The organism is Pseudomonas sp. SDI (assembly GCF_003105155.1).
Taxonomy (GTDB): domain Bacteria; phylum Pseudomonadota; class Gammaproteobacteria; order Pseudomonadales; family Pseudomonadaceae; genus Aquipseudomonas.
Genome location: NZ_QETK01000016.1, coordinates 60,421 through 85,089, shown reverse-complemented (window position 1 = coordinate 85,089; position 24,669 = coordinate 60,421). Strand labels below are relative to the sequence as shown.

The 24,669-nt window shown below is 63.1% G+C and carries 22 protein-coding genes and 1 pseudogene; 8 read left to right on the top strand and 15 right to left on the bottom strand.

Annotated elements, in window-relative coordinates:
• Positions 1 to 54 precede the first annotated feature (54 nt).
• The 6 genes from DCO48_RS12750 to trxA form a co-directional block, all read right to left on the bottom strand.
• Positions 55 to 693 (bottom strand): energy transducer TonB, encoded by a 639-nt coding sequence (locus tag DCO48_RS12750; RefSeq protein WP_165840768.1) that lies wholly within the window; start codon positions 691 to 693, stop codon positions 55 to 57.
• Positions 694 to 793: 100 nt separating this feature from the next.
• Positions 794 to 1,450, bottom strand: coding sequence for a gamma-glutamylcyclotransferase (locus tag DCO48_RS12745; RefSeq protein ID WP_116550963.1), 657 nt, complete (start codon positions 1,448 to 1,450; stop codon positions 794 to 796).
• A 276-nt stretch (positions 1,451 to 1,726) separates the two neighbouring features.
• Positions 1,727 to 2,695, bottom strand: a complete 969-nt coding sequence (locus tag DCO48_RS12740) for a CDP-6-deoxy-delta-3,4-glucoseen reductase (protein WP_116550962.1) — start codon at positions 2,693 to 2,695, stop codon at positions 1,727 to 1,729.
• Positions 2,696 to 4,162, bottom strand: coding sequence for a 4-hydroxy-3-polyprenylbenzoate decarboxylase (gene ubiD / locus DCO48_RS12735; protein ID WP_116550961.1), 1,467 nt, complete (start codon positions 4,160 to 4,162; stop codon positions 2,696 to 2,698).
• A 197-nt stretch (positions 4,163 to 4,359) separates the two neighbouring features.
• On the bottom strand, positions 4,360 to 5,619 hold the full coding sequence (gene rho, locus DCO48_RS12730) for a transcription termination factor Rho (protein WP_116550960.1): 1,260 nt from the start codon (positions 5,617 to 5,619) through the stop codon (positions 4,360 to 4,362).
• Between the two features lie 230 nt (positions 5,620 to 5,849).
• Positions 5,850 to 6,179, bottom strand: a complete 330-nt coding sequence (trxA, locus tag DCO48_RS12725) for a thioredoxin TrxA (RefSeq protein ID WP_116550959.1) — start codon at positions 6,177 to 6,179, stop codon at positions 5,850 to 5,852.
• A 240-nt stretch (positions 6,180 to 6,419) separates the two neighbouring features.
• Between trxA and ppx the strand changes: the two genes are divergently transcribed.
• On the top strand, positions 6,420 to 7,922 hold the full coding sequence (gene ppx, locus DCO48_RS12720) for an exopolyphosphatase (RefSeq protein ID WP_116550958.1): 1,503 nt from the start codon (positions 6,420 to 6,422) through the stop codon (positions 7,920 to 7,922).
• Here the strand turns inward: ppx and ppk1 are convergent.
• Together ppk1 and hemB are read right to left on the bottom strand one after the other, a co-directional pair.
• Positions 7,909 to 10,146: a polyphosphate kinase 1 gene (gene ppk1 / locus DCO48_RS12715; RefSeq protein WP_116550957.1), complete on the bottom strand. Its 2,238-nt coding sequence runs from the start codon at positions 10,144 to 10,146 to the stop codon at positions 7,909 to 7,911. The two genes, ppx and ppk1, sit on opposite strands and share 14 nt — an antisense overlap.
• A gap of 19 nt (positions 10,147 to 10,165) precedes the next feature.
• Positions 10,166 to 11,176: a porphobilinogen synthase gene (hemB, locus tag DCO48_RS12710; RefSeq protein WP_116550956.1), complete on the bottom strand. Its 1,011-nt coding sequence runs from the start codon at positions 11,174 to 11,176 to the stop codon at positions 10,166 to 10,168.
• A 207-nt stretch (positions 11,177 to 11,383) separates the two neighbouring features.
• Here hemB and DCO48_RS12705 point away from each other — a divergent pair, with 207 nt between their 5' ends.
• Positions 11,384 to 12,028, top strand: coding sequence for a DedA family protein (locus DCO48_RS12705; RefSeq protein ID WP_165840767.1), 645 nt, complete (start codon positions 11,384 to 11,386; stop codon positions 12,026 to 12,028).
• Positions 12,029 to 12,529: 501 nt separating this feature from the next.
• Here DCO48_RS12705 and DCO48_RS22980 read toward each other — a convergent pair.
• Positions 12,530 to 13,156: pseudogene (locus DCO48_RS22980) on the bottom strand (sterol desaturase family protein); the annotation flags it as partial.
• Between the two features lie 112 nt (positions 13,157 to 13,268).
• Between DCO48_RS22980 and elbB the strand changes: the two are divergent.
• Positions 13,269 to 13,934, top strand: a complete 666-nt coding sequence (gene elbB / locus DCO48_RS12695) for an isoprenoid biosynthesis glyoxalase ElbB (protein ID WP_116550954.1) — start codon at positions 13,269 to 13,271, stop codon at positions 13,932 to 13,934.
• 58 nt (positions 13,935 to 13,992) lie between these two features.
• On the opposite strand, the gene DCO48_RS12690 is transcribed toward elbB, so the two are convergent.
• Together DCO48_RS12690 and DCO48_RS12685 are read right to left on the bottom strand one after the other, a co-directional pair.
• On the bottom strand, positions 13,993 to 14,451 hold the full coding sequence (locus DCO48_RS12690) for a YaiI/YqxD family protein (protein WP_116550953.1): 459 nt from the start codon (positions 14,449 to 14,451) through the stop codon (positions 13,993 to 13,995).
• A gap of 67 nt (positions 14,452 to 14,518) precedes the next feature.
• Positions 14,519 to 16,417, bottom strand: coding sequence for a cytochrome c/FTR1 family iron permease (locus DCO48_RS12685; protein ID WP_116550992.1), 1,899 nt, complete (start codon positions 16,415 to 16,417; stop codon positions 14,519 to 14,521).
• Positions 16,418 to 16,757: 340 nt separating this feature from the next.
• Here DCO48_RS12685 and DCO48_RS12680 point away from each other — a divergent pair, with 340 nt between their 5' ends.
• The 4 genes from DCO48_RS12680 to DCO48_RS12665 are packed head-to-tail and all read left to right on the top strand — an operon-like array spanning position 16,758 to position 19,890.
• Entirely contained in the window at positions 16,758 to 18,146 is a 1,389-nt protein-coding gene (locus tag DCO48_RS12680) for a COG3014 family protein (RefSeq protein WP_116550952.1), read from the top strand.
• Between the two features lie 14 nt (positions 18,147 to 18,160).
• Entirely contained in the window at positions 18,161 to 18,532 is a 372-nt protein-coding gene (locus DCO48_RS12675; RefSeq protein ID WP_116550951.1) for a YcfL family protein, read from the top strand.
• 26 nt (positions 18,533 to 18,558) lie between these two features.
• The gene (gene lpoB / locus DCO48_RS12670; RefSeq protein ID WP_116550991.1) at positions 18,559 to 19,146 is read left to right on the top strand and encodes a penicillin-binding protein activator LpoB; all 588 of its coding nucleotides are present in this window, start codon (positions 18,559 to 18,561) and stop codon (positions 19,144 to 19,146) included.
• A gap of 3 nt (positions 19,147 to 19,149) precedes the next feature.
• Positions 19,150 to 19,890 (top strand): penicillin-binding protein activator LpoB, encoded by a 741-nt coding sequence (locus DCO48_RS12665; RefSeq protein ID WP_116550950.1) that lies wholly within the window; start codon positions 19,150 to 19,152, stop codon positions 19,888 to 19,890.
• A 55-nt stretch (positions 19,891 to 19,945) separates the two neighbouring features.
• Here DCO48_RS12665 and DCO48_RS12660 read toward each other — a convergent pair whose 3' ends face one another.
• The 3 genes from DCO48_RS12660 to DCO48_RS12650 all read right to left on the bottom strand — a co-directional run bounded on the left by DCO48_RS12660 (position 19,946) and on the right by DCO48_RS12650 (position 23,164).
• Positions 19,946 to 20,578, bottom strand: a complete 633-nt coding sequence (locus DCO48_RS12660; RefSeq protein ID WP_116550949.1) for a LysE family transporter — start codon at positions 20,576 to 20,578, stop codon at positions 19,946 to 19,948.
• Between the two features lie 85 nt (positions 20,579 to 20,663).
• Complete coding sequence (locus DCO48_RS12655; RefSeq protein WP_116550948.1) at positions 20,664 to 21,254, bottom strand: mechanosensitive ion channel family protein; 591 nt, start codon at positions 21,252 to 21,254, stop codon at positions 20,664 to 20,666.
• The gene (locus DCO48_RS12650; protein WP_116550947.1) at positions 21,254 to 23,164 is read right to left on the bottom strand and encodes an ATP-binding cassette domain-containing protein; all 1,911 of its coding nucleotides are present in this window, start codon (positions 23,162 to 23,164) and stop codon (positions 21,254 to 21,256) included. The genes DCO48_RS12655 and DCO48_RS12650 overlap by 1 nt, the downstream gene beginning before the upstream one ends.
• Positions 23,165 to 23,214: 50 nt before the next feature.
• On the opposite strand from DCO48_RS12650, the gene DCO48_RS12645 reads away from it, so the two are divergent.
• Positions 23,215 to 23,700 (top strand): TIGR02444 family protein, encoded by a 486-nt coding sequence (locus DCO48_RS12645; RefSeq protein ID WP_116550946.1) that lies wholly within the window; start codon positions 23,215 to 23,217, stop codon positions 23,698 to 23,700.
• Here the strand turns inward: DCO48_RS12645 and DCO48_RS12640 are convergent.
• Positions 23,676 to 24,548, bottom strand: coding sequence for an AlgP family protein (locus DCO48_RS12640; protein WP_116550945.1), 873 nt, complete (start codon positions 24,546 to 24,548; stop codon positions 23,676 to 23,678). The genes DCO48_RS12645 and DCO48_RS12640 overlap by 25 nt on opposite strands.
• Positions 24,549 to 24,669: the final 121 nt, after the last annotated feature.

Here is a 24,669-nt window from a genome sequence, read left to right as displayed (position 1 = left end):
CGTGGCCTCTATCGCGGGACGCGCCCGCTTCCACAGAAGAGCAACCGGTGTGCTTTATGTGGGAGCGGGCGCTTCCGGCGATGGGGTCCTAACTGACTCACTGCCAACCTTGGCCCGCCACTCGGCCGGCCAGGCATCCACATACCGCTGCCGCGGATTCTTCTGGCAGCCCTGCTCGATCCCCGGCAGCGCCTGCTCGAACCGGGCCAGTGCCTCGCGAAACTGCCTGGCCGTCGCCGGGTTATCCCCAGTGCGCGCCAACAAACCCACGCTGCGCGCGACACTGCTCGACCGCCACAGCTCACGCTCGGCGTTCGGCGTGCGGAACGCCTTCATCTCGTCGCTGAATTGCTGGCAGGTCATCAATAGCTGCTGCGCCTGGCCATAAATCACCTTGGGCCACTCATCCGGCTTGATGCGAAAGCGCAGCACCTGCACCTTCTGCAGCGTCGCCGGCTGATCGCGCGCGACTTTCATCGGCTTGAACTGCCAGGCGGGCACCGAGGCCAGCGCCGTATCGCTGAACAGCTCGTCGTCGCTGCGCAAAATGCTTACCTTGCTGACCTTGCCATCGCGCGCGGTCACCACCAGCCTGGCCTGCAAATCGCCTTGCACCCCGGCGAGGAAGAACGGCAACGGGTAACCGAGCTTCGGTGGCACGGCATACATCGAATCGTCATCGGCCTGCGCCATGCAGCAGCACACCAGTAACACACCGGCAAACCCCTTCATCCCTGAACCTGCGCCTCGAAAAATTGAGCCACCATGATAGCTCAGCCAGCGAGAATAATTCTCATTGCTGTGCTTGCGATTGCGCGTGGCAGCGCTTGAAGCGCGCCTCCAGGTTGCGGTCGGGCATGGCGTGGGTGCGCAGTGCCTGCAGGGTTTGCTCGACGTACTCGCGGGTACTGCCGTAACGGCCCTTGGCACTGGCCAGGATGTGACTGAGCAGGTTATCCGGCAGGTTGCCGGCATAGCACGGCAAGTGCCGCTCCAGCACAAAGCCCAGGGCCTGGACCTTGCTGCCATCGTCGAGGCGGCAGTTCAGCCAGTGCGGCCGATACGCGGGGTAAGGCATTTCGCGCCGCCACAGCGCCAGCAGCGAATCCTGCAGGCATTCTTCCGGTAGTTTGTAGGCAAAGCCGCTGCACGAACCGCCACGGTCCAGACCGAACACCAGCCCCGGACACTCCGGTGTGCCGCGGTGTTCATGCGACCACAGGTACAGCCCGCGGTGATAGCCGTGTACCCGGCCACGGCGGCGTTCGGTGGATGAACATTCCGGGCGCCAGATCAGCGAGCCGTAGGCAAACAGCCACACGGGACCGCCACGATGGTGCGCCATGGTTTGCTCTAGCGAATGCAGAAGTTGCTCATGAGTCAGTTGCTGACCAAAGTCGAGCACTGGAGGGTACGCGTTGTGCGCTAACGCTGTTTCGATCGCCGACATAACCGCCGCCAATATTCCCCGTGAAATACCGAAGTAGCTCACGCTACGCTTAATCAAGTTTCGCGCAATTACCGTACGGCAGATAAGCCTATAAAAACAAGCAGTACCGCGCAGCAGTTGCAGTGATTTCGCGCTTCTGCAATCACTGTTTCAAGTGTAGTGAGGGTTTTTCAGCAGCGAGGTAACAATTATTTCATTGGCCCCGACTTATCACCGCCAGGCACCGAAAGGGTTATTTAAATCGGCGCGTTAGTGCAACGCGCCTTATTCCCAGCGTTAGCCGCGAGGGGCATAAGCAAATACGTCGGCGCGCATTTGATGTGCGTCCATGCCTTTCTCGACCAGGGCGTCGAGGGTCGCGTAGATCATGCTCGGCGAGCCGCTGGCATAAACATGCACGGTGGAAAGGTCGGCAATGTCCTCGGCCACCGCTTCGTGCAGCAGACCGCAGCGCCCTTCCCACCCACAGAGGTCGCTGACCACCTTGTGCAGGAACAGGTTCGGCAACTGTTGCCACTCGTCCCAGTGCTCAAGCTGGTAGAAATCTTCCGGCCGGCGCACGCCCCAGTACAGGTGCACAGGGTGCTTGAAGCCCTGGGCGCGGCAATGCTCGATCAGGCTGTACATCTGCGCCATACCGGTACCGGCCGCGATCAACACCAGCGGCCCGTCTGGCAGCTCGGCCAGGTGGGTGTCGCCGAACGGCAGCTCGACCCGCGCCATGCGGTTCGCCTGCAACTGTTGGATGAACGCGCGGGCGCTGTCTTCGCGCGCCAGCACGTGCAGCTCGAGATCGCGCCCACTGTGCGGCGCAGAGGCCAGGGAGAAGGCCGCCTTGTCGCTGCCGTCGCGCTCGACCATCAGGTACTGGCCCGCATGATAACGCGGCGGTTTGCCAGCCGGCGCGCGCAGACGCACACGCCAGACGTCGCCGCCGACATCCAGGCACTCGGTCAGCTGGCAGGCCAGTTTCCGTACCGGCAACTCGCCCAGGGCGAGCACGCCATCCCAGAGCACAATGCAGTCCTCCAGCGGTTCGGCGATACAGGTAAACAGTTCGCCATGATCACGCACTTCGCCGTTCTGGCGCACACTGCCCTCCACCAGCAGCGCCGCACAGACATGGCAATTGCCATTGCGGCAGCTCTGCGGACAGTCATAGCCCAGACGACGCGCCGCATCCAGGATCCTTTCCCCGGGTTCCACCGCCAACACGGCCCCGGACGGCTGCAAGGTTACCTGCATTTAGTCTATTCCCAACTGGTTCCACAGCTCATCGATACGCCGGGTGACCGCCTCGTCCTTGACGATGACACGGCCCCATTCGCGGGTAGTCTCGCCCGGCCACTTGTTGGTGGCGTCCAGCCCCATCTTCGAACCCAGGCCGGACACCGGCGAGGCGAAGTCGAGGTAGTCGATCGGCGTGTTGTCGATCATCACCGTATCGCGCTTGGGGTCCATGCGCGTGGTGATGGCCCAGATCACGTCGTTCCAGTCGCGGGCGTTGACGTCGTCGTCGGTGACGATAACGAATTTGGTATACATGAACTGTCGTAAAAACGACCAGACACCGAGCATTACCCGCTTCGCGTGGCCCGGGTACTGCTTCTTGATGGTCACCACCGCCATGCGGTACGAGCAGCCTTCGGGCGGCAGGTAGAAGTCGGTGATCTCCGGGAACTGCTTCTGCAGGATCGGTACGAACACTTCGTTCAGCGCCACGCCGAGGATCGCCGGCTCATCCGGCGGCCGGCCGGTGTAGGTGCTGTGGTAGATCGGCTGGGTGCGGTGGGTGATGCGCTCGATGGTGAACACCGGGAAGCTGTCCACCTCGTTGTAGTAGCCGGTGTGGTCGCCGTATGGACCTTCCGGGGCCATTTCGCCCGGGTGAATCACGCCTTCGAGGATGATCTCGGCCGTTGCCGGCACCTGCAGGTCGCTGCCCCGGCATTTCACCAGCTCGGTGCGGTTGCCACGCAGCAGGCCGGCAAAGGCGTACTCGGAGAGGCTGTCCGGCACCGGGGTTACCGCGCCAAGGATGGTCGCCGGATCGGCGCCCAGCGCCACGGCCACCGGGAACGGCTGGCCAGGGTTCTTGTCGCACCACTCGCGGTAATCCAGCGCGCCGCCACGATGGCTCAACCAACGCATGATCACCTTGTTGCGGCCGATTACCTGCTGGCGGTAGATACCAAGGTTCTGGCGCTCCTTGTTCGGCCCACGGGTGACGGTCAGGCCCCAGGTGATCAACGGCGCGACATCGCCAGGCCAGCAGTGCTGGATCGGCAACTGGGCCAAGTCGACGTCCTCGCCCTCGATGACCACTTCGTGGCACGGCGCGTCCTTGACCACCTTGGGCGCCATGGCGATGACTTTTTTGAAGATCGGCAGCTTCGACCAGGCGTCTTTCAGGCCCTTGGGCGGCTCCGGCTCCTTGAGGAAGGCCAGCAGCTTGCCGATTTCGCGCAGTTCGCTGATCGACTCGGCACCCATGCCCATGGCCACCCGCTCCGGGGTGCCGAACAGGTTGCCCAGCACCGGCATGTCGAACCCGGTGGGCTTCTCGAAGAGCAACGCCGGGCCCTTGGCACGCAAGGTGCGGTCGCAGACTTCGGTCATTTCCAGAACGGGAGAGATGGGGACCTGAATGCGCTTGAGTTCGCCGCGCTGTTCCAGGCCGCGGATAAAGTCGCGCAGATCGCGATACTGCATGCGTGAGCCTCGTGTTGGCCGTATCGGTCGGGGGGGTGCAAAGTGTAGCGTCAATAAACTGAAGACCGCAAAACGCATTGGGGCCGCTGCGCGACCCATCGCGGCACGAGCCCGCTCCCACAGGTTATCCGTCTGTGGGAGCGGGCTCGTCCCGCGATGGGCTGCACAGCAGCCCCAGGGGATCTCTCGCGGAGACCTTACTTACGCTTCATCGACAGGAAGAACTCGTCGTTGGTCTTGGTCTGCTTAAGCTTGTCGACCAGGAACTCGATGGCGGCGATCTCGTCCATCGGGTGCAGCAGCTTGCGCAGAATCCACATGCGCTGCAGTTCGTCGTCGGCAGTCAGCAGCTCTTCGCGACGGGTGCCCGCACGGTTGATGTTGATGGCCGGGAAGACCCGCTTCTCGGCAATCCGACGGTCCAGGGGCAGTTCCATGTTACCGGTACCCTTGAACTCTTCGTAGATCACTTCGTCCATCTTCGAGCCGGTTTCAACCAGCGCGGTGGCGATGATGGTCAGCGAGCCGCCTTCTTCGATGTTACGCGCAGCACCGAAGAAACGCTTCGGCTTCTCCAGGGCGTGGGCATCGACACCACCGGTGAGCACCTTGCCGGAGCTCGGGATCACGGTGTTGTAGGCACGTGCCAGACGAGTGATGGAGTCGAGCAGAATGACCACGTCCTTCTTGTGCTCGACCAGGCGCTTGGCCTTCTCGATCACCATCTCGGCCACTTGTACGTGGCGGGTTGGCGGCTCGTCGAAGGTGGAAGCAACCACTTCGCCACGCACGGTGCGCTGCATTTCGGTGACTTCTTCCGGGCGCTCGTCGATCAGCAGGACGATCAGGTGGCACTCAGGGTTGTTACGGGTGATGTTCGCCGCGATGTTCTGCAGCATGATCGTTTTACCGGCCTTTGGCGGTGCAACGATCAGGCCACGCTGGCCTTTGCCGATCGGGGCGCACAGGTCGATAACCCGGCCGGTGAGGTCTTCGGTGGAGCCGTTGCCGGCTTCCATCTTCAGGCGCTCGTTAGGGAACAGCGGCGTCAGGTTTTCGAACAGAATCTTGTTCTTCGCGTTTTCCGGCCGGTCGAAGTTGATGGTGTCGACTTTCAGCAGGGCGAAGTAACGCTCGCCTTCTTTTGGCGGGCGGATCTTGCCGACGATGGTGTCGCCGGTACGCAGGTTGAAGCGACGGATCTGGCTTGGCGAGACATAGATGTCGTCCGGGCCGGCCAGGTACGACGCATCCGCCGAACGCAGGAAACCGAAACCGTCCTGGAGAATCTCCAGCACGCCGTCACCGGAAATTTCCTCGCCGCTCTTCGCATGCTTTTTCAACAGGGAGAAAATCACATCCTGCTTGCGCGAACGGGCCATATTTTCTATGCCCATCTGTTCGGCCATTTCGAGCAGATCGGTAATCGGCTTTTGCTTGAGTTCAGTCAGGTTCATAAGGGGAATGACGTAATCATGTAAGAAGGGAGAATTAAGCTTCTGGCTTAATGAAGCCGCGCCGCAGAGAAGGCGACAGGATCGCGTACTAATTCGAATTGGGGTGCGTCGGCGACGGCGTGCAGGGGGCACTGAAAGAAACAGTGCGAGGCCGAATGTAACACCTGCATTTTCTGGCGTCTAGTCACCAGAAAGAGAAAAGCCCCGACAAATGCGGGGCTTTTATCGACTCAGATGTTGGCGTCGAGGAAGGCCGCCAGCTGAGATTTGGACAGTGCGCCGACCTTGGTCGCCTCGACGTTGCCGTTCTTGAACAGCATCAGCGTCGGGATGCCACGCACGCCGTGCTTGGCCGGGGTTTCAGCGTTGTCATCGATGTTCAGCTTGGCGACGGTCAGTTTGCCCTGGTAGGTAGCGGCGATGTCGTCCAGGACTGGCGCGATCATTTTGCACGGGCCGCACCATTCAGCCCAGTAGTCCACCAGCACTGGACCTTCAGCCTTGAGTACTTCGGCCTCGAAGGTGGCGTCAGTGACGTGTTTGATAAGATCGCTGCTCATGGAAGTCTCCAAGGTCGTAAGCAAAAAAACGTCGCCCATCATAGCCGCCATCGCCGTAGACAGGAAGCCGCTGACGATTGAGTGTAACTATAGTTGTGCATGACGCGGCATATCGACTGTCACACAAAAGTCATATTTCCCACCCGAAACTGCGTCATATCAAACCTTGATAAGCTGTGCGTTGGCGCGAGCACAGGATCATGGCACGATTGCCGGGTTATCGACCGAGAACTCCTGACCATGCCGCAAACAACAGCCAAGAATCTGTCCTTGATTGCAGCCATCGACCTGGGCTCCAACAGCTTCCATATGGTCGTGGCCAAGGCCCACCACAGCGAAATCCGCATCCTTGAGCGCTTGGGGGAGAAGGTTCAACTGGCCGCTGGCATCAACGAAGACCGCCTGCTCAACGAAGATTCCATGCAGCGCGGGCTCGACTGCCTGAAGCGCTTTGCCCAGCTCATCAATGGCATGCCAGCCGGCGCCGTGCGCATCGTCGGCACCAACGCCCTGCGCGAGGCGCGCAACCGCGGCGAATTCATCCGTCGCGCCGAGGATATTCTCGGCCACCCGGTGGAAGTGATCTCCGGTCGCGAAGAAGCCCGCCTGATCTACCTCGGCGTGTCGCACACCCTGGCCGACACCCCGGGCAAACGCCTGGTCGCCGACATCGGCGGCGGCAGTACCGAATTCATCATCGGCCAACGCTTCGAGCCGCTGTTGCGCGAAAGCCTGCAGATGGGCTGCGTGAGCTTCACCCAACGCTATTTCCGCGACGGCAAGATCACCCCGGCGCGCTACGCCCAGGCCTACACCGCAGCGCGCCTGGAGCTGATGAGCATCGAGAACGCCCTGCACCGCCTGACCTGGGATGAAGCCATCGGCTCCTCCGGAACCATCCGCGCCATCGGCCTGGCGCTCAAGGCCGGCGGCATGGGCAGCGGCGAAGTCAACGCCGAGGGCCTGGCCTGGCTCAAGCGCAAGCTGTTCAAGCTGGGCGAGACCGACAAGATCGACTTCGACGGGGTCAAACCGGACCGTCGGGCAATCTTCCCGGCGGGTCTGGCGATTCTCGAAGCGATCTTCGACGCGCTCGAACTGCAACGCATGGACCACTGCGACGGCGCCCTGCGCGAAGGCGTGCTGTACGACCTGCTCGGCCGCCATCACCATGAGGACGTGCGCGAGCGTACCCTCACCTCGCTGATGGAGCGCTACCACGTCGATCAGGGTCAGGCGGCGCGGGTCGAGCGCAAGGCACTGCACGCCTTCGACCAGGTGGCCAAGGACTGGGAGCTGGACGACGGGATCTGGCGCGAACTGCTCGGCTGGGCGGCCAAGGTGCATGAAGTGGGCCTGGACATCGCCCACTACCATTACCACAAGCATGGCGCCTACCTGATCGAGCACTCGGACCTGGCCGGCTTCTCCCGCGAAGACCAGCAAATGCTGGCCCTGCTGGTACGCGGGCACCGACGCAACATTCCCAAGGACAAGTTCGCCGAGTTCGGCGACGACGGAGTGAAGCTGATTCGCCTGTGCGTACTACTGCGCTTCGCGATCCTCTTCCATCACATCCGTGGCACCCAGCAGATGCCCACGGTCAAGCTGCACGCCAAGGACGACAGCCTCGACGTGGAGTTCCCGGACGGTTGGCTGGAAGAAAACCAGCTGACCCAGGCCGATTTCGGCCTGGAAGCCGACTGGCTGGCCCGGGTCGGCTTTACCCTCAGCGTACGATAAGTACCGGGTTGCTCAGCCGCTCCAACAGGGCGGCTTGCACGCTACGCGGGTTCTGGTTGCCGGTCGGCGTGCTGCGCACATAGCGGCCGTCCGACTGCAGGATCCACGCGTGGGTGTTGTCGCTCAGGTACCCTTCCAGTTCCTTTTTCACCCGCAGGATGAGCTTCTTGCCCTCGACCGGGAAGCAGGTCTCGACGCGCTTGTCGAGGTTGCGCTCCATCCAGTCGGCGCTGGACAGGAACATCTGCTCTTCGCCGCCGTTGAGGAAGTAGAACGCCCGCGTGTGCTCCAGGAAGCGCCCGATGATCGAGCGCACCTGGATGTTATGCGACACCCCCGGAATGCCCGGCCGCAGGCAGCACATCCCGCGCACCACCAGATCGATACGCACGCCGGACTGGCTGGCCTTGTACAGCGCGCGGATGATCTTCGGATCGGTCAGCGAGTTGAACTTGGCAATGATGTGCGCCGGTTTGCCGTCGAGGGCGAACTGGGTTTCGCGCGCAATCATGTCGAGCATGCCCTTCTTCAGGGTGAACGGCGCGTGCAGGAGCTTTTTCATGCGCAGGGTCTTGCCCATGCCGATCAGCTGGCTGAACAGCTTGCCGACGTCTTCGCACAGCGCGTCGTCGGAGGTCAGGAGGCTGTAGTCGGTATACAGACGGGCGTTGCCAGCGTGGTAGTTACCGGTGCCCAGGTGCGCGTAGCGGACGATCTCGCCGGCCTCGCGGCGCAGGATCAGCATCATCTTGGCGTGGGTCTTGAAACCGACCACGCCATAGATCACCACCGCCCCGGCCGCTTGCAGACGGCTGGCCATCTGCAGGTTGGACTCTTCGTCGAAGCGCGCACGCAGCTCGATCACCGCAGTGACCTCCTTGCCGTTACGCGCCGCATCAACCAGGGCGTCGACGATTTCCGAGTTGGCCCCGGAACGGTACAGGGTCTGGCGCACGGCCAGCACATGCGGGTCCTTGGCGGCCTGGCGCAGCAGGTCGACCACCGGGGTGAAGGACTCGAACGGGTGCATCAGCAGGATGTCCTGCTTGCTGACCACGCTGAAAATGTTCTCGGCATTCTGCAACAGCTTCGGGATCGCCGGGGTGAACGGCGTGTATTGCAGCTCCGGATGGCTGTCCAGGCCGGTGATGCTGAACAGGCGGGTCAGGTTGACCGGACCGTTGACCTGATACAGCTCGCTCTCGCTCAGGCTGAACTGCTTGAGCAAATAGTCGGACAGGTGTTTCGGGCAGGTGTCGACCACCTCCAGGCGCACCGCATCGCCGTAGCGGCGCGAGAACAGCTCGCCGCGCAAGGCACGGGCCAGGTCTTCGACGTCTTCGGAATCCAGCGCCAGGTCGGCGTTGCGAGTCAGGCGGAACTGGTAGCAGCCTTTTACCTTCATGCCCTGGAACAGGTCGTCGGCGTGCGCGTGAATCATCGACGAGAGGAACACATAGTTGTCGCCCGGGCCGCCAACGTCTTCCGGCACCTTGATGACCCGTGGCAACAGACGCGGCGCCGGGATGATCGCCAGACCCGAGTCGCGGCCGAAGGCATCGATACCTTCCAGCTCGACGATAAAGTTCAGGCTCTTGTTCACCAGTAACGGGAACGGGTGCGTCGGGTCGAGGCCGATCGGGGTGATGATCGGGGCGATTTCGTCGCGGAAGAAGCGCCGCACCCAGGTTTTCAGCTTGGTGTTCCAGTGGCGACGACGGATGAAACGGATCTGGTGTTTCTCCAGCTCCGGCAGCAGCACGTCGTTGAGGATCGCGTACTGGCGCTCCACTTCGCTGTGCACCAGTTCGCTGATGCGCGCCAGCGCCTGGTGCGGTTGCAGGCCGTCGGCGCCGGCCTGCTCACGGGCAAAGGTGATCTGCTTTTTCAGGCCCGCTACACGAATCTCGAAGAACTCATCCAGGTTGCTGGAAAAGATCAGCAGGAACTTGAGGCGTTCCAGCAACGGATACGACTCGTCCAGCGCCTGCTCCAGTACGCGGATGTTGAACTGCAGCTGCGACAGCTCGCGATGGATGTACAGGCTGCTGTCATCCAGGCCAGGGATGGCGATGGCCGGCGCCGCAGGCACCGGCGCGACTTCAACCACCGGGGCCGCCGGCACGGGAGCTTCTTCAAACTCCGGCGGCGTTTCAACCAACGGCTCCGGCACCGCCTGAGCTTCCTTGACCACAACTTCGTTCAGTACTTCGTTGTTACTCATCTAGCGTTCCTGAAGGGCGTTACTGCCCTCTCATCAATTGTGCGGCGCGAACAGCGAAATAGGTCAGGATGCCATCGGCGCCCGCCCGTTTGAAAGCGGTGAGCGACTCCAGGATGACCCCTTCGGAGAGCCAGCCGTTCTGGATGGCGGCCATGTGCATGGCGTACTCGCCACTGACCTGGTAGACGAACGTCGGCACCTTGAACTCGTCCTTGACCCGGGCAAGGATATCCAAGTACGGCATGCCTGGCTTGACCATCACCATGTCCGCACCTTCAGCCAGGTCGGCGGCCACTTCGTGCAGGGCTTCGTTGCTGTTGGCCGGGTCCATCTGGTACGAGGCCTTGTTCGCCTTGCCCAGGTTCAGCGCCGAGCCGACCGCGTCGCGGAACGGGCCGTAATAGGCGCTGGCGTACTTGGCCGAGTAGGCCATGATGCGCACGTTGACGTGACCGGCCAGCTCCAGCGCTTCGCGGATGGCCTGGATACGGCCGTCCATCATGTCCGACGGCGCGACCACCTGGGCGCCGGCTTCGGCATGCGACAGTGCCTGGCGGACCAGCGCGTCAACGGTGATGTCGTTCTGAACGTAGCCGTCCTCGTCAAGGATGCCGTCCTGACCGTGGGTGGTGAACGGGTCGAGGGCGACGTCGGTGATCACCCCCAACTCCGGGAAACGGTCACGCAGGGCGCGGGTGGCACGTTGAGCGATGCCGTCCGGGTTCCAGGCTTCGGCACCGTCCAGGGATTTATGCTCGCTGGGGGTGACCGGGAACAGGGCGAGGGCTGGAATGCCCAGCTTTACCCACTCTTCAGCGGCTTCCAGCAGCAGGTCGATCGACAGACGCTCGACGCCCGGCATCGAGGCGACTTCCTCGCGACGGTTCTCACCGTCCAGGACGAACACCGGCAGGATCAGGTCATCAACGGTCAGGACGGACTCGCGAACCAGGCGACGGGAAAATTCGTCACGGCGGTTGCGACGCAGGCGGGTGGCAGGAAACAAACGGTTAGCGGGGGTAAAGCTCACGGCAGACTCCTGAGCCCGCGCAGGCGGGCGAGCGCGACAGTTATAAGCAGCCATTATGACGCCCGTATGACAGCCTTGGGCAAGCCTGCGACTTATGGACGCATTCATTGTCCCCGGTGGAAATGTTCACGTCGAGACACATTTGGACACTTTCCCGAAAGGCGCTGAAGGGTTAGGCTGCGCGTTCATTTCGCCAGCACCCAGAAAATGCTCCAACAATTCCTGCAGGATTTTGGCTACTTTGCCCTTTTTCTAGGCACATTCTTCGAAGGTGAAACCATCCTGGTTCTCGCCGGATTTCTTGCGTTCCGTGGTTACATGGACATCAACCTGGTGGTGCTGGTGGCGTTCTTCGGCAGTTATGCCGGCGACCAGCTGTGGTACTTCATGGGCCGCCGCCATGGGCGCAAGCTGCTGGCACGCAAACCGCGCTGGCAACTGATGGGTGACCGGGCGCTGGAGCATGTCCGCCGCCACCCGGACATCTGGGTGCTGAGCTTCCGTTTCGTCTACGGTTTGCGCACGGTGATGCCGGTGGCCATCGGCCTGTCCGGCTACCCGCCGCGACGCTACCTGCTGCTCAACGGCATTGGCGCGGCGGTCTGGGCGCTGGCCCTCGGAGCGGCAGCCTATCACTTCGGCGCCATCCTCGAAGGCCTGCTCGGCAACGTGAAGAAGTACGAGCTATGGGTGCTCGGCGGCCTGCTGGTGCTCGGCGCCCTGCTCTGGCTGCGGCGGCGCTTCAAGGCCGCGCGCATTGCCCGCCGCGAGGCGGCTGAAGCGCAGGCCGATCAGGCTCAGCAGGCTGTAACTCAAGAGCGCGACCCAGGCCAGGGCGGCGACCGGCCATAGCCCGACCACGCCGGCCAACCACAGCGCCGGCAGGTTCAGCGCCAGGCGCAACAGCTCCAGGCGCAGCGCCCACGGGCGATTCTCCAGCGCCGTACCGAGCACGAACAAACCAAACGCCATCAGCCCCCAGCCGAGCACCAGCGCCGCCACCGGCAACTGCTCGCCGCGGTTGAGCAGGTAACTGCCCAGCGCCACGTACACGGCGAACTGCACCACCACATACAGCTGCTGCGGCCAGGCCAAGGGCACCTCGAACTTGCGGAAGCGACTCAGGTCCTGCTTGGCTTGTGGGTAACGCTGCGCGACATCCGCCGGACGCCAGCCGGTGGGCATGAACCAGATGCGCAGCTTGTCCCACCCACTGTTGGCCCGACGCGCATCGTCCCACAGCTGCACATAGAACTGCAGGTTGGCCCACAACGGGTTCCAACTGGCCAGGGCGGTGGTCACGCCGAACACCACCGGCTCGTTGTCGTCCTCTTCGAGGAAGGTGCCGAACAGACGGTCCCAGAGAATGAACACCCCGCCGTAGTTGCGATCTATGTAGATAGGATTCTGCGCATGGTGGACGCGGTGATTGGACGGCGTGACGAACAGCCATTCATACCAGCCCAGCTTGGGAATGTGCCGGGTATGCACCCAGAACTGGTACAGCAGGTTGAGGGCCGCGACGCTGACGAACACCAGCAGTGGCACACCGAGCACCGCCAGGGGCAAGTAGAAGATCCACGACAGCAGGAAGCCGGTGCTGGTCTGACGCAGTGCGGTCGAGAGGTTGTACTCCTCGCTCTGGTGATGCACCGAGTGCGCGGCCCAGAGGATGTTGCGTTCGTGGCCGAAGCGGTGCAGCCAGTAATAGCAGAAGTCGTAGGCGACGAAGGCCAGCACCCAGACCCACCAGGCATTGGCCGGCAACTTGAACAGCGCCAGGTGGTCGAGGGCGATGGCATAGGTGAGCAGACCGACGCCTTTGGTCAGCAGGCCGGTGGTGGTCGACAGCACACCCGTGCTGAGGCTGTTCACGGCGTCGGCGACGCGGTAGTTGCGCTGCCCGCGCCAGCGGTCGGCCAACAGCTCCACAGCGATCAGCACGAAGAAAAACGGCACGGCGAGCAGTATGAAGTCCATGGGAGTCCGCTTCCTGGTTGTCCACCAAGATTAGGCCGGGTTTGCGCCAAACCCTATGGCGACATCGGCCAAATTAGAGGACATTTAGCGCCTCGAATCGGGAGTAGTGAGCATGACCAAAAAAGTTGCGGTGATTCTGTCTGGCTGTGGCGTCTATGATGGCGCGGAAATCCACGAAAGCGTGATTACCCTGCTGCGCCTGGATCAACGAGGTGCGCAGGTGCAGTGCTTCGCGCCGAATATCGCCCAGATGCACGTCATCAACCACCTGAGCGGCGAAGCAATGCCGGAAGCGCGCAACGTGCTGGTCGAGTCGGCGCGGATCGCCCGTGGTGACGTCAAGGACCTGCGTGAAGCCGATGCCAGGGACTTCGACGCGCTGATCGTGCCGGGCGGCTTCGGCGCGGCGAAAAACCTCTCGAACTTTGCCGTGGAAGGCGCCAGTTGCAGCGTCCACCCGGACGTGCTCGCGCTGGCCGAGGCCTTTGCCGAGGCCGGCAAGCCGGTCGGCCTGATCTGCATCTCGCCGGCGCTGGCGGCGAAGATCTACGGACCGGGCGTGGTCTGCACCATTGGCAACGATGCCGGCACCAGCGCGGCGCTGGTGCAGATGGGCGCAACCCATGAAGAGTGCGATGTGCACGACATCGTCGAGGACACCCAGCGCAAGCTGGTGACCACCCCGGCCTACATGCTCGCGCAGAACATCAGCGAAGCGGCGAGCGGGATCTACAAGCTGGTCGATCGGGTGCTGGAGCTGACGCACGAGAACGATTGAGCACATGAGCAACACATGACCTGTAGGCGCTGGCTTGCCTGCGCCTACAGGTCACGCGTCAGGCCCGCGATGAGGCCAGCCGGGTCAGGATCCGGTCCAGCGCATTGGCGAACGCCTGCTTCTCGCGCTCGCCATACGGCGCCTGCCCGCCCCCTACCTGGCCCTGCTCGCGCAAGTCGGTGAACAGGTTACGCACCGCCAGGCGCTCGCCCATATTCCGCTCGTCGAACTCGCGACCGCGCGGATCGAGCGCCGCCACCCCCTTCTTGACCAGGCGATCGGCCAACGGCACATCGCTGCAGATCACCAACTCGCCCGGCACGGCATGTTCCACCAGGTAATCGTCGGCCGCATCCGGCCCGCTCGGCACGACAATCAGCTTCACACAGGCAAACGCCGGTTTGATCTGACTCTGCCCCGCCACCAGGATCACTTCCAGCTGGCGCTTCAGCGCAAATTTGACGACCTGATCCTTGGCCGCCTTCGGGCAGGCATCGGCATCGATCCAGACACGCATGGCAAGTTATCCACAACAGAAGACTAAACAGGCGAGCAGTATCCCTGCTCGCCTGCTGCGCTTCAAATCAGCCCGCCGAAACGCGCCGACGCTGCACCAGGTAACTGCGCCCATACAGCACGCAGATCGCCAGCAGTGCCAGCGCCTGCGCCGTCAGCGAGTAGGCGTCGGCATGAATGCCCAGCCAGTCGAACTCGAAGAACGGCACCGAACGTGTGCCGAAGATCCCCGCCTCCTGCAACGCCTTCACGCCATGCCCGGCAAACACCACCGACAAGGCACACAGCAGCGCCGCGTTGATGCTGAAGAACAGCGACAACGGCAGCTTCGCCGAGCCGCGCAAGATTACCCAGGCCAGGCCCACCAGCAATACCAGCGCCGTAGCACCGCCCGCCAGCACCGCCTGGTGCCCGGCCGGGCCGGCTTGCAGCCACAGGGTTTCGTAGAACAGGACCACTTCGAACAACTCGCGGTACACCGAGAAGAATGCCAGCAAGGCAAAACCGAAGCGGCCACCGCCACTGACCAGGCTGCGCTTGATGTAGTGCTGCCAGGCGGCAGCATGGCGGCGGTCGTGCATCCACACCCCCAGCCACAACACCATGACGCTGGCGAACAACGCCGTGCAGCCTTCCAGCAACTCGCGCTGGGCACCGCCGACGTCGATCACATACGCCGCCAGCGCCCAGGTGGCAAAACCGGCCAGCAGCGCCAGCAACCAGCCGACGTTGACGCTGCGCGCCGCCGCCTGCTGACCGGTGTTACGCAGGAAGGCCAGGATCGCCGCCAGTACCAGGATCGCCTCGATACCCTCACGCAACAGAATCAGCAGCCCGGAAATATAGCTCAGCGACCAGCTCAGGCTGTCGCCACCCAGCCGCTCGGCCGACACCTTGAGCTTGGCCTTGGCCACCTCCAGACGCTCACCCAACTGCGCCAGCGGCAAGCCGTCCTGCAGCCCCTGACGGTAAGCCATCAGCGACCTCTCGGTGTCTTTACGCACGCTGGCGTCGAGGTTGTCGAGCGAGCTTTCGACCAGTTCGAAGCCTTCCAGGTAGGCCGCGACGGACAAGTCGTAGGCCTGCTCATGGTCGCCAGCCTGGTAGGCCGCCAGGCTCTTGTCCAGGGTGGTCGCGGTGTAGTCGAGCAATTGCCCGGGGCCACGCTGGACCTGTGGCGGCCTGGCACGCTGGGCGCGGAAGCTGGCAGCCGCATCGGCACCGTCGCTGGCCTCGATTTCTGCCGGGGTGTGCCGGGCCAAGTCGGCCAGGCCATAGCCCGTGTTGCCAACGGCATGCGCCGGGTCGGCAGTGAAGCGGGCGATGTAGCTGGCCAGGTCCCAGCGCTGACGCTCGTCGAGCTGGTCGGCGAAGGCTGGCATGTCGGTGCCTTCGATACCCAGGCCAAGGGTGTTGTACAGGTCGTAGAGGCTCAAGCGGTCGAGCCGCGCATGGCTTTGCAGGTTCGCCGGTGGCGGCTCCAGGCCAACCCCGGCCGGGCCATCGCCGGCACCGCTGTCGCCATGGCAGATCGAGCAGTGCTGTGCATACAGCGGTGCACCACGCGCCGGATCGGGAGTGATCAGCGGCGCCTGACTCACTTCATACGTCACCGCCAGTTGCGCCCCCAGTTGCCGGGCCTGGCGCGCCACGCTGCTGCCGTCCTGACGCTGGTCGATGGCCTGACGCAGTTGCGCAATGCCCTCCTCCAGCGCCTGCTGCTCGGCGCGAGCCGGCAAGCCGGCCACCAGGCCATGCAGCACGCCGACAAACTCCAACTGCTCGCGATACTCGGCATCGTCGACCACCTTGCCGGCCGCCACAGTGTCCGGGTAGTCCGCCGCAATGTAATCGAGCAAGTGCAGCGCCTTGCCGGCGCCCTCGACGCTATCGGCCAGGGCGCCGGCACTGCACAAGGCCAGCAGCGGCCAGAACAGCCAGGCAAGTAAACGGTGACAGGGAGTCATGACTATCTCGAACAGGAATCGGAGGTTCTGCATTGTTCACTCCGATTGCCAACGGCTCAAGCGACTCAGTCGCATTCCTTGAAACTTTTTGTCACAACCTCGCGCAGCGCCCGTAGGAATGGGCCCTAGCCGTTCGTCGGGGGCTTCTGAAATGATGGCACCCGTCAAAATAATCACGTCAAAGAGCCATTAATTAGCCAGCAATTGCGCTTATAATGCCGCGCGTTTCGATATAGCGAACTGGAATTTGCGCACCTCCTTAGAGAGGGTTTGGAACTAACCAAAGGGCTAACCAGCCACCCGCGCGGGCTGCACCATTTATTCAGGGAAAGAAGACCAGATGGCCTCCCGTGTCCTCACCATTGCGACCCTCTGCGCCGCCGTCCAGCTCACCGGCTGCTCCGCGTTCCGCAACTACGACAGCGAGCTGCAGCAGACCAACCAGCACCTCACCAGCGGCAACGTCGACGCGGCCCTGGCCTTGCTGGAAAAGAACAACTCGGGTGATGACAAAGACCTGCTCTACTACTTCGAGAAGGGCGAACTGCTGCGTTCCAAGGGTGACCTGAACGGTAGCCAAACCGCCTGGCGCGAGGCCGACAACGTGGTCTTCAAGTGGGAAGAATCGGTCAAGCTCGACACCGACAAGTACCTCGGCCAGTTCGGTAGCTACCTGGTCAACGACAAGGTCCGCAAGTACGAAGGCTACGATTACGAAAAGGTCATGCTGACCACGCAGATGGCCCTGAACCTGCTGGCCCAGAACGACTTCGAAGGCGCCCGCACCGAGATCAAGAAAACCCACGAACGCGAAGCGGTGATCGCCGAACTGCGTGACAAGGAATACCTCAAGCAGGAACAGGAAGCCGAGAAGGAAGGCGTCAAGACCGAGTACAAAGACCTGCAGGGTTACCCGGTCGCCGCCCTCGACGCACCGGATGTGGTCGGTCTGAAAAACAGCTACCAGAGTGCTTTCAGCCACTACCTGTCGGGCTACGTGTACGAAGCGCTGGGCGAAAAAGGCCTGGCCGCGCCGGGCTACCGCAAGGCCGCCGAGCTGCGCCCGAACACCCCGCTGCTGGAAAAAGCCCTGATCGAACTCGACAAGCCTGCCGGCAAGAATGCCGACAGCGACGTGCTGATCGTGGTCCAGAGTGGCCTGGCGCCGGCCCGCGACTCGGTGCGCATTCCGCTGCCGCTGCCGATCAACGGCAATCTGGTGATCACCCCGCTGTCGTTCCCGGTGATCAAGGAAGACACCTCCACGGCGTCCTTCGCGCAGATCGAGCTGGACCAGAAAACCCTCGAACTGACCGGTCTTAACAGCACCAGCGCCATGTCCCGCCGCGCCCTGCGCGATGACATGCCAGGCATCATCCTGCGCACCAGCGTACGGGCCATCAGCCGTGGCGCCGCCCAGGACAAGATCAACCAGACCAACCCGCTGGCCGGCCTGGCCGTGGGTCTGGCTTCAGCAATCACCGAAGGTGCCGATACCCGTACCTGGCGCACCCTGCCAAATGCTACCCAGGTCGCCCGCGTGCGCCTGAGCAAAGGCGAGCACGTGCTGAACCTGCCATCGAACGTTGGCGGCACCAAGGTAAAGGTCACCATCGACCGTCCGTATCAAGTGGTGTCGGTACGTGTCGTCGGTAATCGTGTATTTGCCGGTGGCCCGGCGCTGCTGGTCGAACAGCCGGCTGCTTCGCAGTCTGTCGCCCTCAAGTAACTTAAGGAAAAGTCATGCGTTTCAAGCTTCTCGCCGTCCTCGCCGCCGCCGTCCTGGCCGGTTGCGCGACGCCTCCACCACCGGCCCCCGGCAGCGCTGCCAGCAAGGTCGTGGTCATGGGCAAACTGAAGAACATCGAAGTTGGCCCGATGCGGGTTGCGCGTGAAAACGGCTTCCTCACCGTCAAGGCCGCGCTGAACAACACCAGCAGCAGCAACAAGACGATGCTCTACCGCTTCGCCTGGCTGGGCGACGATGGGTTCCCGGTGGCCGGCGAAGAAGGCTGGAAGAGCCTGACCCTGTACGGATCGCAATCGAGCGTACTGCCGGCCATTGCCCCGGTTCCACAAGCGACCGACTTCCGCATCGAAGTGCAGTCGCAGTAATTATTTTCTAGGAGACACCTGACATGATGTTTGCCCGTTTTTCCCTGCTGGCCGTAGTCGTTGCACTGGCCAGCGGTTGCGCCAACAACTCCCCGGTTCTGGGTGGCAAGAACATCGGCTACGGCGACAGCAAGGCCGTTGAGCTGGTTACCAACGAGTTCGGTTCCACCGACCTGCAGATGATCGCCGAGAGCATGACCCGCTCCCTGGCCCAGTCCGGCATCCTGCAAGGCCGTCCGGTGGTTCAGGTCTACGACGTGAAGAACAAAACCAGCGAGTACATCGATACCCGCGAGATCACCACCTCGATCAAGACCCAGCTGATGAAGTCCGGCACCGCCCGCTTCGCCAGCGATAACACCCAGATGCAGAGCCAGGTCGACCAGCTGAAGCTGCAGAACCAGAGCGGCCTGTACAAGAAGAACAGCGTTGCCAAAACCGGCAACATGATCGCCGCCAAGTACCGCCTGGAAGGCTCGATCAGCTCGATCGTCAAGCGTAGCAGCGACTACAAGGACGTCTTCTACAAGTTCAGCCTGCAGTTGATCGACGTCGAAAGCGGCCTGGCCGAGTGGATGGACGAGAAAGAAATCCGCAAGACCACGGAGCGTTAATCGATGCGTGCATGGATGAGCATCATTGGCCTGGCCTGCGCGTTCGGCGTGCAGGCGGCCCCCAAGGTCGCGGTCACCGATCTGGCCTACCAGGAGCGTGTGGAGCAGTACATCCACATGGTCTCGGCGCAGAGCAGTTCGCAAGCCAGCATGTACAGCGCCAGCAGTTCGTCGAGCTACAACGAGTTCGAGAGCAGCCAGAGCTATATCGAGCAGACCGAGCTGCGCAAGTTCAGCGGCGACATCAAGGGCGAGATCCTCAAGTCCGGGATGTTCCAGCTGGTGCAGGGCAAGCCGTACACCGCCAAGTCCACCGAAGACGTCTATGACGTGATCGCGCGGATCAAGAAGGGCAGCTACCCTGGCGCTGACTACGTGCTGTTCGGCACCTTGTCGGACATCGACTTCCAGCGCGACATTACCTCGCTGGACAACACCAACAGCTATTCGGCGATCCTGGGCCTGACCCTGGTGGCCGACTTCAGCCTGATCAACACCAAGACCTTCGAGATCACCTCGGCGTTCACCGCCATGGGCGAGGGTCAGGACACCAAGCTGGTCAACAGCCAGGACGTGCGGGTCAGCCTGAACCGTCCGCGGGTGGTGCGTGAGGTGTCCAAGGAGCTGGGTCTGGATGTGGCCAAGCAGATGAAGGAACAGCTGGTCGGCGTGATGCCGGAGCAGGAACGTGCGCCACTGCGCAACAACCTGCCACCGGACGAGCCGGCGCGCATTCTGCGCTGATGGCGAGATGAAAAAAGGCGACCGGTAGGTCGCCTTTTTTTGTCCCGCAATGCCTTTAGACCGGCGCGCGGCGAATGGTCGCCAGCAAGGTCGCCGCACCGAGGAACAAGCCGGCAAAGGTCCGGTTCATCCGCCGCTGCTGTTTAGGCGTGCGCAGCAAACGCAACACCCGCGCCGCCAGCCCGGTATAACCGGCCATCACCAGCAGGTCGACGGTGACCATGGTCGCGGTAATGGTCAGGTACTGCGGTAGCAGGTCGGCATGCGGATTGATGAATTGCGGCAGCACCGCCAGCATGAAGATCAGCGCCTTCGGGTTGCTGACGTTGACCAGGAAGCCGCGGAACACCAGGCTCAGCGGCTTGCCGATCGGCCGCACCGCCGATTCGTCGGCCATGTCCGCCGGCAACGCGCGCCATTGTTTGACCGCGAGGTAGATCAGGTACGCCACGCCGAACCACTTGATCACCTGGAACGCCGTCGCCGACGCCGCCAGCACCGCGCCCACCCCGGCGGCAATGATCGCGATCTGCATCACCAGCCCCAGTTGCAGGCCCAGGGCGTTCCAGTAACCGCGCCAGAACCCATACTGCAGGCCGCAGGACATCGAGGCAATCGCCCCGGCCCCGGGAGAAAGGCTGATAACCCAACAGGCGGCAAAGAAGGCCAACCACGTTTCCAGTGACATCGCACACCTCGGCGCAAACGTTGTAGATGAAGCCCAACGCTAATCCGTCGCCGGAAAAATCACTACAATTTTCTTCCGCGGCCGATCAATTGCCACGAGCGGCCTTGTCCTCGCCTACCAGCGGCAGCGCATCGCTACCGCGCCAGCGGCGCACGCACTTCTGGAAGAACTGGCTGTTCGGCACCTGCACCAGCGCCCCGCCCGCCTCGGGCATTTCCACCAGGGTGGTGAACAGCAGGTTGATCGCCGTCACCCGGCCCTTTACCCCTGGCTTGTCGAGGGTTTCCACCAGTTCGACGACATCGCCGATGCGAAACGGCCCGACCGTGAAGATCAGCACCGCGCAAAGCAGATTGGACAGCACGCTCCACATCGCGAAGAAGGCCACCGCCGCCACCGCAACGAAGCCCGACAACGCCGTCCACAACACCGTCGCGGAAACGCCCAGGCGCTCCAGCACGAAGATCAGCGCGCTGCCCATGATCAGCCAGCGCAAGGCGCCGCGTAGCGGCACCATCAGCTCAGGTGGCAGCGGGTAGCGCTGGCTCAGGCGGATCAGGCAACGCGACACCAGCCGTTGCAGCACAAAGGCCGCGACCAGGATCAACAGGATCTGCAGACCCATCCAGAACGGGCCAATCCACTCGACCGGCAGGCTCAGCTCCAGCGCGTCCATCAAGACAATGCCTCCAGCTCCGCCTGCATCGTTTCAAGCGTTTCCAGGGCCACCATCCAGGCTTCCTCGACCTCGGCCTCACGCGACTTGAGCTGGGCCTGAAGGGCCAGCAGGTCGCGCAATTCGTCCTTGCGCCCGGCGTCGTACAACGCACTGTCGCCAAGGCTGGTCTCGATCATGGCGAGCTGTTCGTGCAGCTTGCCCAGCTCGGCTTCCAGCTTGTCGGCTTCGCGCTTGTGCGGCGCCAACTGCTGGCGCAGGGCCGCGGCGGCCTGACGCTGGGCCTTCTTGTCGGTCTTGTCCGGATTGACCGGGGTGTTGCTGACTGGCGCGTTGCGCTGACGGTACTCGACCAGCCAGCGGCTGTAGTCGTCGAGGTCGCCATCGAAGGTCTCGACCTTGCCGTCGGCGACCAGCAGGAAGTCGTCGGTGGTGCTCTTGAGCAGGTGCCGGTCGTGGGAAACCACCAGCACCGCGCCGCTGAACTCCTGCAAGGCCATGGTCAGCGCCAGGCGCATTTCCAGGTCGAGGTGGTTGGTCGGTTCGTCGAGCAGCAACAGGTTCGGCCGCTCCCAGGCGATCAGCGCCAGGGCCAGACGGGCCTTCTCGCCACCGGAGAAGTTCAGCACCGGCTCGTCGATCCGCGCGCCGCGGAAGTCGAAACCACCGAGGAAGTCGCGCAGGGTCTGTTCGCGCTCGGTCGGCGCCAGGCGCTGCAGGTGCAGCAACGGGCTGGCCTTGCTGTCGAGCGAGTCGAGCTGGTGCTGGGCGAAATAGCCGACTACCAGGTTCTCGCCGCGCACCAGGCGCCCGGCCAGCGGTTGCAGCTCGCCGGCAAGGTTCTTGATCAGGGTCGACTTGCCGGCACCGTTCGGCCCGAGCAGGCCAATACGCGCACCCGGCGTGAGCTGCAGCTTGACCTTCTCGAGGATGCTCTTGTCGCCATAGCCCAGGCGCGCGTCGGACAGATCGAGCAGCGGGCTGGAGATTTTCTCCGACTCGCGGAAGACGAAGTCGAACGGTGAATCGACGTGCGCCGCCGACAGCTCCTCCATGCGTTCCAGGGCCTTGATCCGGCTCTGCGCCTGACGGGCCTTGGTGGCCTGGGCCTTGAACCGGGCGATGTACTTTTCCATGTGCGCACGCTGCGCCTGCTGCTTCTCGTAGGCCTGTTGCTGCTGCGCCAGGCGCTCGGCACGGGCCCGCTCGAAGGCACTGTAGCCCCCGCGGTAGAGGGTCAGCTTGCACTGCTCGACGTGGGCGACATGGTCGACCACCGCATCGAGGAAGTCACGGTCGTGCGAGATCAGCAACAGCGTGCCCGGGTAGCTCTTGAGCCAGTCTTCGAGCCAGAGGATCGCGTCGAGGTCGAGGTGGTTGGTAGGCTCGTCGAGCAGCAGCAGGTCGGACGGGCACATCAGCGCCTGCGCCAGGTTCAGGCGCATCCGCCAGCCCCCGGAGAAGTCGCCGACACGGCGGTCCATCTGCTCGTTGCTGAAGCCCAGACCCGCCAGCAGCTTGCGCGCACGGGCGTCGGCGGTATAACCGTCGGCGCTGTCGAGCTCGATATGCAGGCGCGCCACCGCCGTGCCGTCCTGCGCGGTTTCGGCCACGGCCAGCTCGCGCTGCACCTTGCGCAGCAGCACGTCGCCGTCGAGCACATAGTCCACGGCCAGGCGGTCGAGGGTATCGACTTCCTGGCGCATGTGCGCGATGCGCCAGTCGCCGGGCAGCTGGCATTCGCCCGCGTCCGGGCTAAGCTCGCCACGCAAGAGCGCGAAAAGGCTGGATTTGCCGGCGCCGTTGGCACCGATCAGGCCGGCCTTGTGGCCGGCGTGCAAGGTCAACTCGGCGCCTTCTAGCAGGCGCTGGGGACCACGCTGTAAAGTGAGGTTCGAAAGTCTGATCATAATGGCCGCGGAGTCTACCAGCTTCGCCGGCAACTGGCGCGAGTGGGACCATGCACACCGACCTGTGGAATTTCGCCATCGCCCTCTACGCCCGCCCCGGCGTCGAGGCAGCCTGCCTGAACCTGCAGACGCAGGGCGCGGATGTCTGCCTGTTGCTTTGCGCAGCCTGGCTGGACAGCCGGCACATACCCGTGCAAGACCCCCGGGTCGAACAGCTCAGGCGCCTGGCCGGGCCCTGGCAGCGCGATGTCGTGCAGCCGCTGCGCAGCCTGCGCCGGCAATGGCGTGCGAGCGCCCAGCACGACGAAGCGCTGGCCGCCTTGCGCGAACAGGTCAAGAGCCTGGAAATGAATGCCGAACGGCAACTGCTGGAACGTTTGCAGCAGGCCTGTGCGGGCTGGCCAGCCAGCCCCTCAGGGGAGACGCAGGACTGGCTGGAGGCACTGACGCCGACCAGCGCTCGCCTGCACCACGACGCGCTGCACGTGCTGCGCGCCGCAGTGAAGTCGACTCAGGAAGCGGCCGACGGCGACTGAGCGGATGGCGTTGCGACCGGGCCACTGGTAGGCGCGGCGCTGGCTGCTGACGCGGTTGGCGCCGGCGTAGCAGGCTTGGCCGCCGGTTTCACGGGGGCTTTCACCACAGGTTTGGCGGCCGGCTTGGCAACTGCTTTCGCTGCAGGCTTGGCCGCAGGTTTTGCGGCGGCGGGTTTGGCGGCGGGTTTCGCCACAGCAGGTTTAGCCGCCGGTTTCGCGGCGGCGGGTTTAGCAGCGGCGGGTTTGGCCGGTGCTTTCGCCGCGGGCTTGGCGGCCGGTTTCGCGGCTACCGGTTTGGCGGCGGGCTTGGCAGCAGGTTTAGCCGCCGGCTTGGCAGCGGCCGACCTGGCCGGCGCTTTGGCAGCGACAGGCTTGGCAGCGGCTTTCGCAGCCGGCTTGGCCGCCGCTTTTGATACAGGTTTGGCGGCAGCAACTGCCGGTTTTGCCGCACGCGCGGTCAGTGCCTTGGCCGCCGCTTCCTTGACCTTGCCAACACCCTGAGCAAGTTTCAGGCTCTCTTGCGCGTCGCGCTTGAGTTGCACAATGTAGTTCCGGGTTTGCGTCTGGCGTTCTTTCAGCGAGTCGAGCAACGCTTCAAGTTCGCCCACTGCGCTCTTCGCCTTGCCTTGTGCCTTGGCTTTGCCAGCCGCCGCAGCGTCTTGCAGTTTCAAGCGCGACTTGTGCAGTTTCTCCTGGGCCTTGCCACGCTGTTTTTCCAACTTGGCCAACAGTTTTTCAGCATCAGCCAGCGCTTGCGAGCAGGCATTTTCCAAGTGTTCGAGCAAACTACCCGAGAGAGTCTGGAGCAGGTGCAACGGCGTACTTACTGGCTTCTTAGTGGCCGACATGGCTTACCTCCTGGCTGACGAAATTGCGGCTCATACTAGACCTGTGCTGCTACCGCCGCTAGGGCATGTTGACAGTAATGAACGCGCCGCGTTGCATGCCTGGGCAAGTTTGTAATCGCTG

Coding starts and splice junctions, on each gene's coding strand:
- lpoB (WP_116550991.1), top strand. CDS start 18,559: ATGTTTGCCCGTTTTTCCCTGCTGGCCGTAGTCGTTGCACTGGCCAGC.
- DCO48_RS12665 (WP_116550950.1), top strand. CDS start 19,150: ATGCGTGCATGGATGAGCATCATTGGCCTGGCCTGCGCGTTCGGCGTG.
- DCO48_RS12640 (WP_116550945.1), bottom strand. CDS start 24,548: ATGTCGGCCACTAAGAAGCCAGTAAGTACGCCGTTGCACCTGCTCCAG.
- DCO48_RS12750 (WP_165840768.1), bottom strand. CDS start 693: ATGGCGCAGGCCGATGACGATTCGATGTATGCCGTGCCACCGAAGCTC.
- DCO48_RS12655 (WP_116550948.1), bottom strand. CDS start 21,254: ATGGACGCGCTGGAGCTGAGCCTGCCGGTCGAGTGGATTGGCCCGTTC.
- ppx (WP_116550958.1), top strand. CDS start 6,420: ATGCCGCAAACAACAGCCAAGAATCTGTCCTTGATTGCAGCCATCGAC.
- DCO48_RS12660 (WP_116550949.1), bottom strand. CDS start 20,578: ATGTCACTGGAAACGTGGTTGGCCTTCTTTGCCGCCTGTTGGGTTATC.
- DCO48_RS12685 (WP_116550992.1), bottom strand. CDS start 16,417: ATGACTCCCTGTCACCGTTTACTTGCCTGGCTGTTCTGGCCGCTGCTG.
- elbB (WP_116550954.1), top strand. CDS start 13,269: ATGACCAAAAAAGTTGCGGTGATTCTGTCTGGCTGTGGCGTCTATGAT.
- ppk1 (WP_116550957.1), bottom strand. CDS start 10,146: ATGAGTAACAACGAAGTACTGAACGAAGTTGTGGTCAAGGAAGCTCAG.
- DCO48_RS12645 (WP_116550946.1), top strand. CDS start 23,215: ATGCACACCGACCTGTGGAATTTCGCCATCGCCCTCTACGCCCGCCCC.
- DCO48_RS12680 (WP_116550952.1), top strand. CDS start 16,758: ATGGCCTCCCGTGTCCTCACCATTGCGACCCTCTGCGCCGCCGTCCAG.
- DCO48_RS12675 (WP_116550951.1), top strand. CDS start 18,161: ATGCGTTTCAAGCTTCTCGCCGTCCTCGCCGCCGCCGTCCTGGCCGGT.
- DCO48_RS12740 (WP_116550962.1), bottom strand. CDS start 2,695: ATGCAGGTAACCTTGCAGCCGTCCGGGGCCGTGTTGGCGGTGGAACCC.
- ubiD (WP_116550961.1), bottom strand. CDS start 4,162: ATGCAGTATCGCGATCTGCGCGACTTTATCCGCGGCCTGGAACAGCGC.
- DCO48_RS12705 (WP_165840767.1), top strand. CDS start 11,384: ATGCTCCAACAATTCCTGCAGGATTTTGGCTACTTTGCCCTTTTTCTA.
- DCO48_RS12650 (WP_116550947.1), bottom strand. CDS start 23,164: ATGATCAGACTTTCGAACCTCACTTTACAGCGTGGTCCCCAGCGCCTG.
- trxA (WP_116550959.1), bottom strand. CDS start 6,179: ATGAGCAGCGATCTTATCAAACACGTCACTGACGCCACCTTCGAGGCC.
- DCO48_RS12745 (WP_116550963.1), bottom strand. CDS start 1,450: ATGTCGGCGATCGAAACAGCGTTAGCGCACAACGCGTACCCTCCAGTG.
- DCO48_RS12690 (WP_116550953.1), bottom strand. CDS start 14,451: ATGCGTGTCTGGATCGATGCCGATGCCTGCCCGAAGGCGGCCAAGGAT.
- rho (WP_116550960.1), bottom strand. CDS start 5,619: ATGAACCTGACTGAACTCAAGCAAAAGCCGATTACCGATCTGCTCGAA.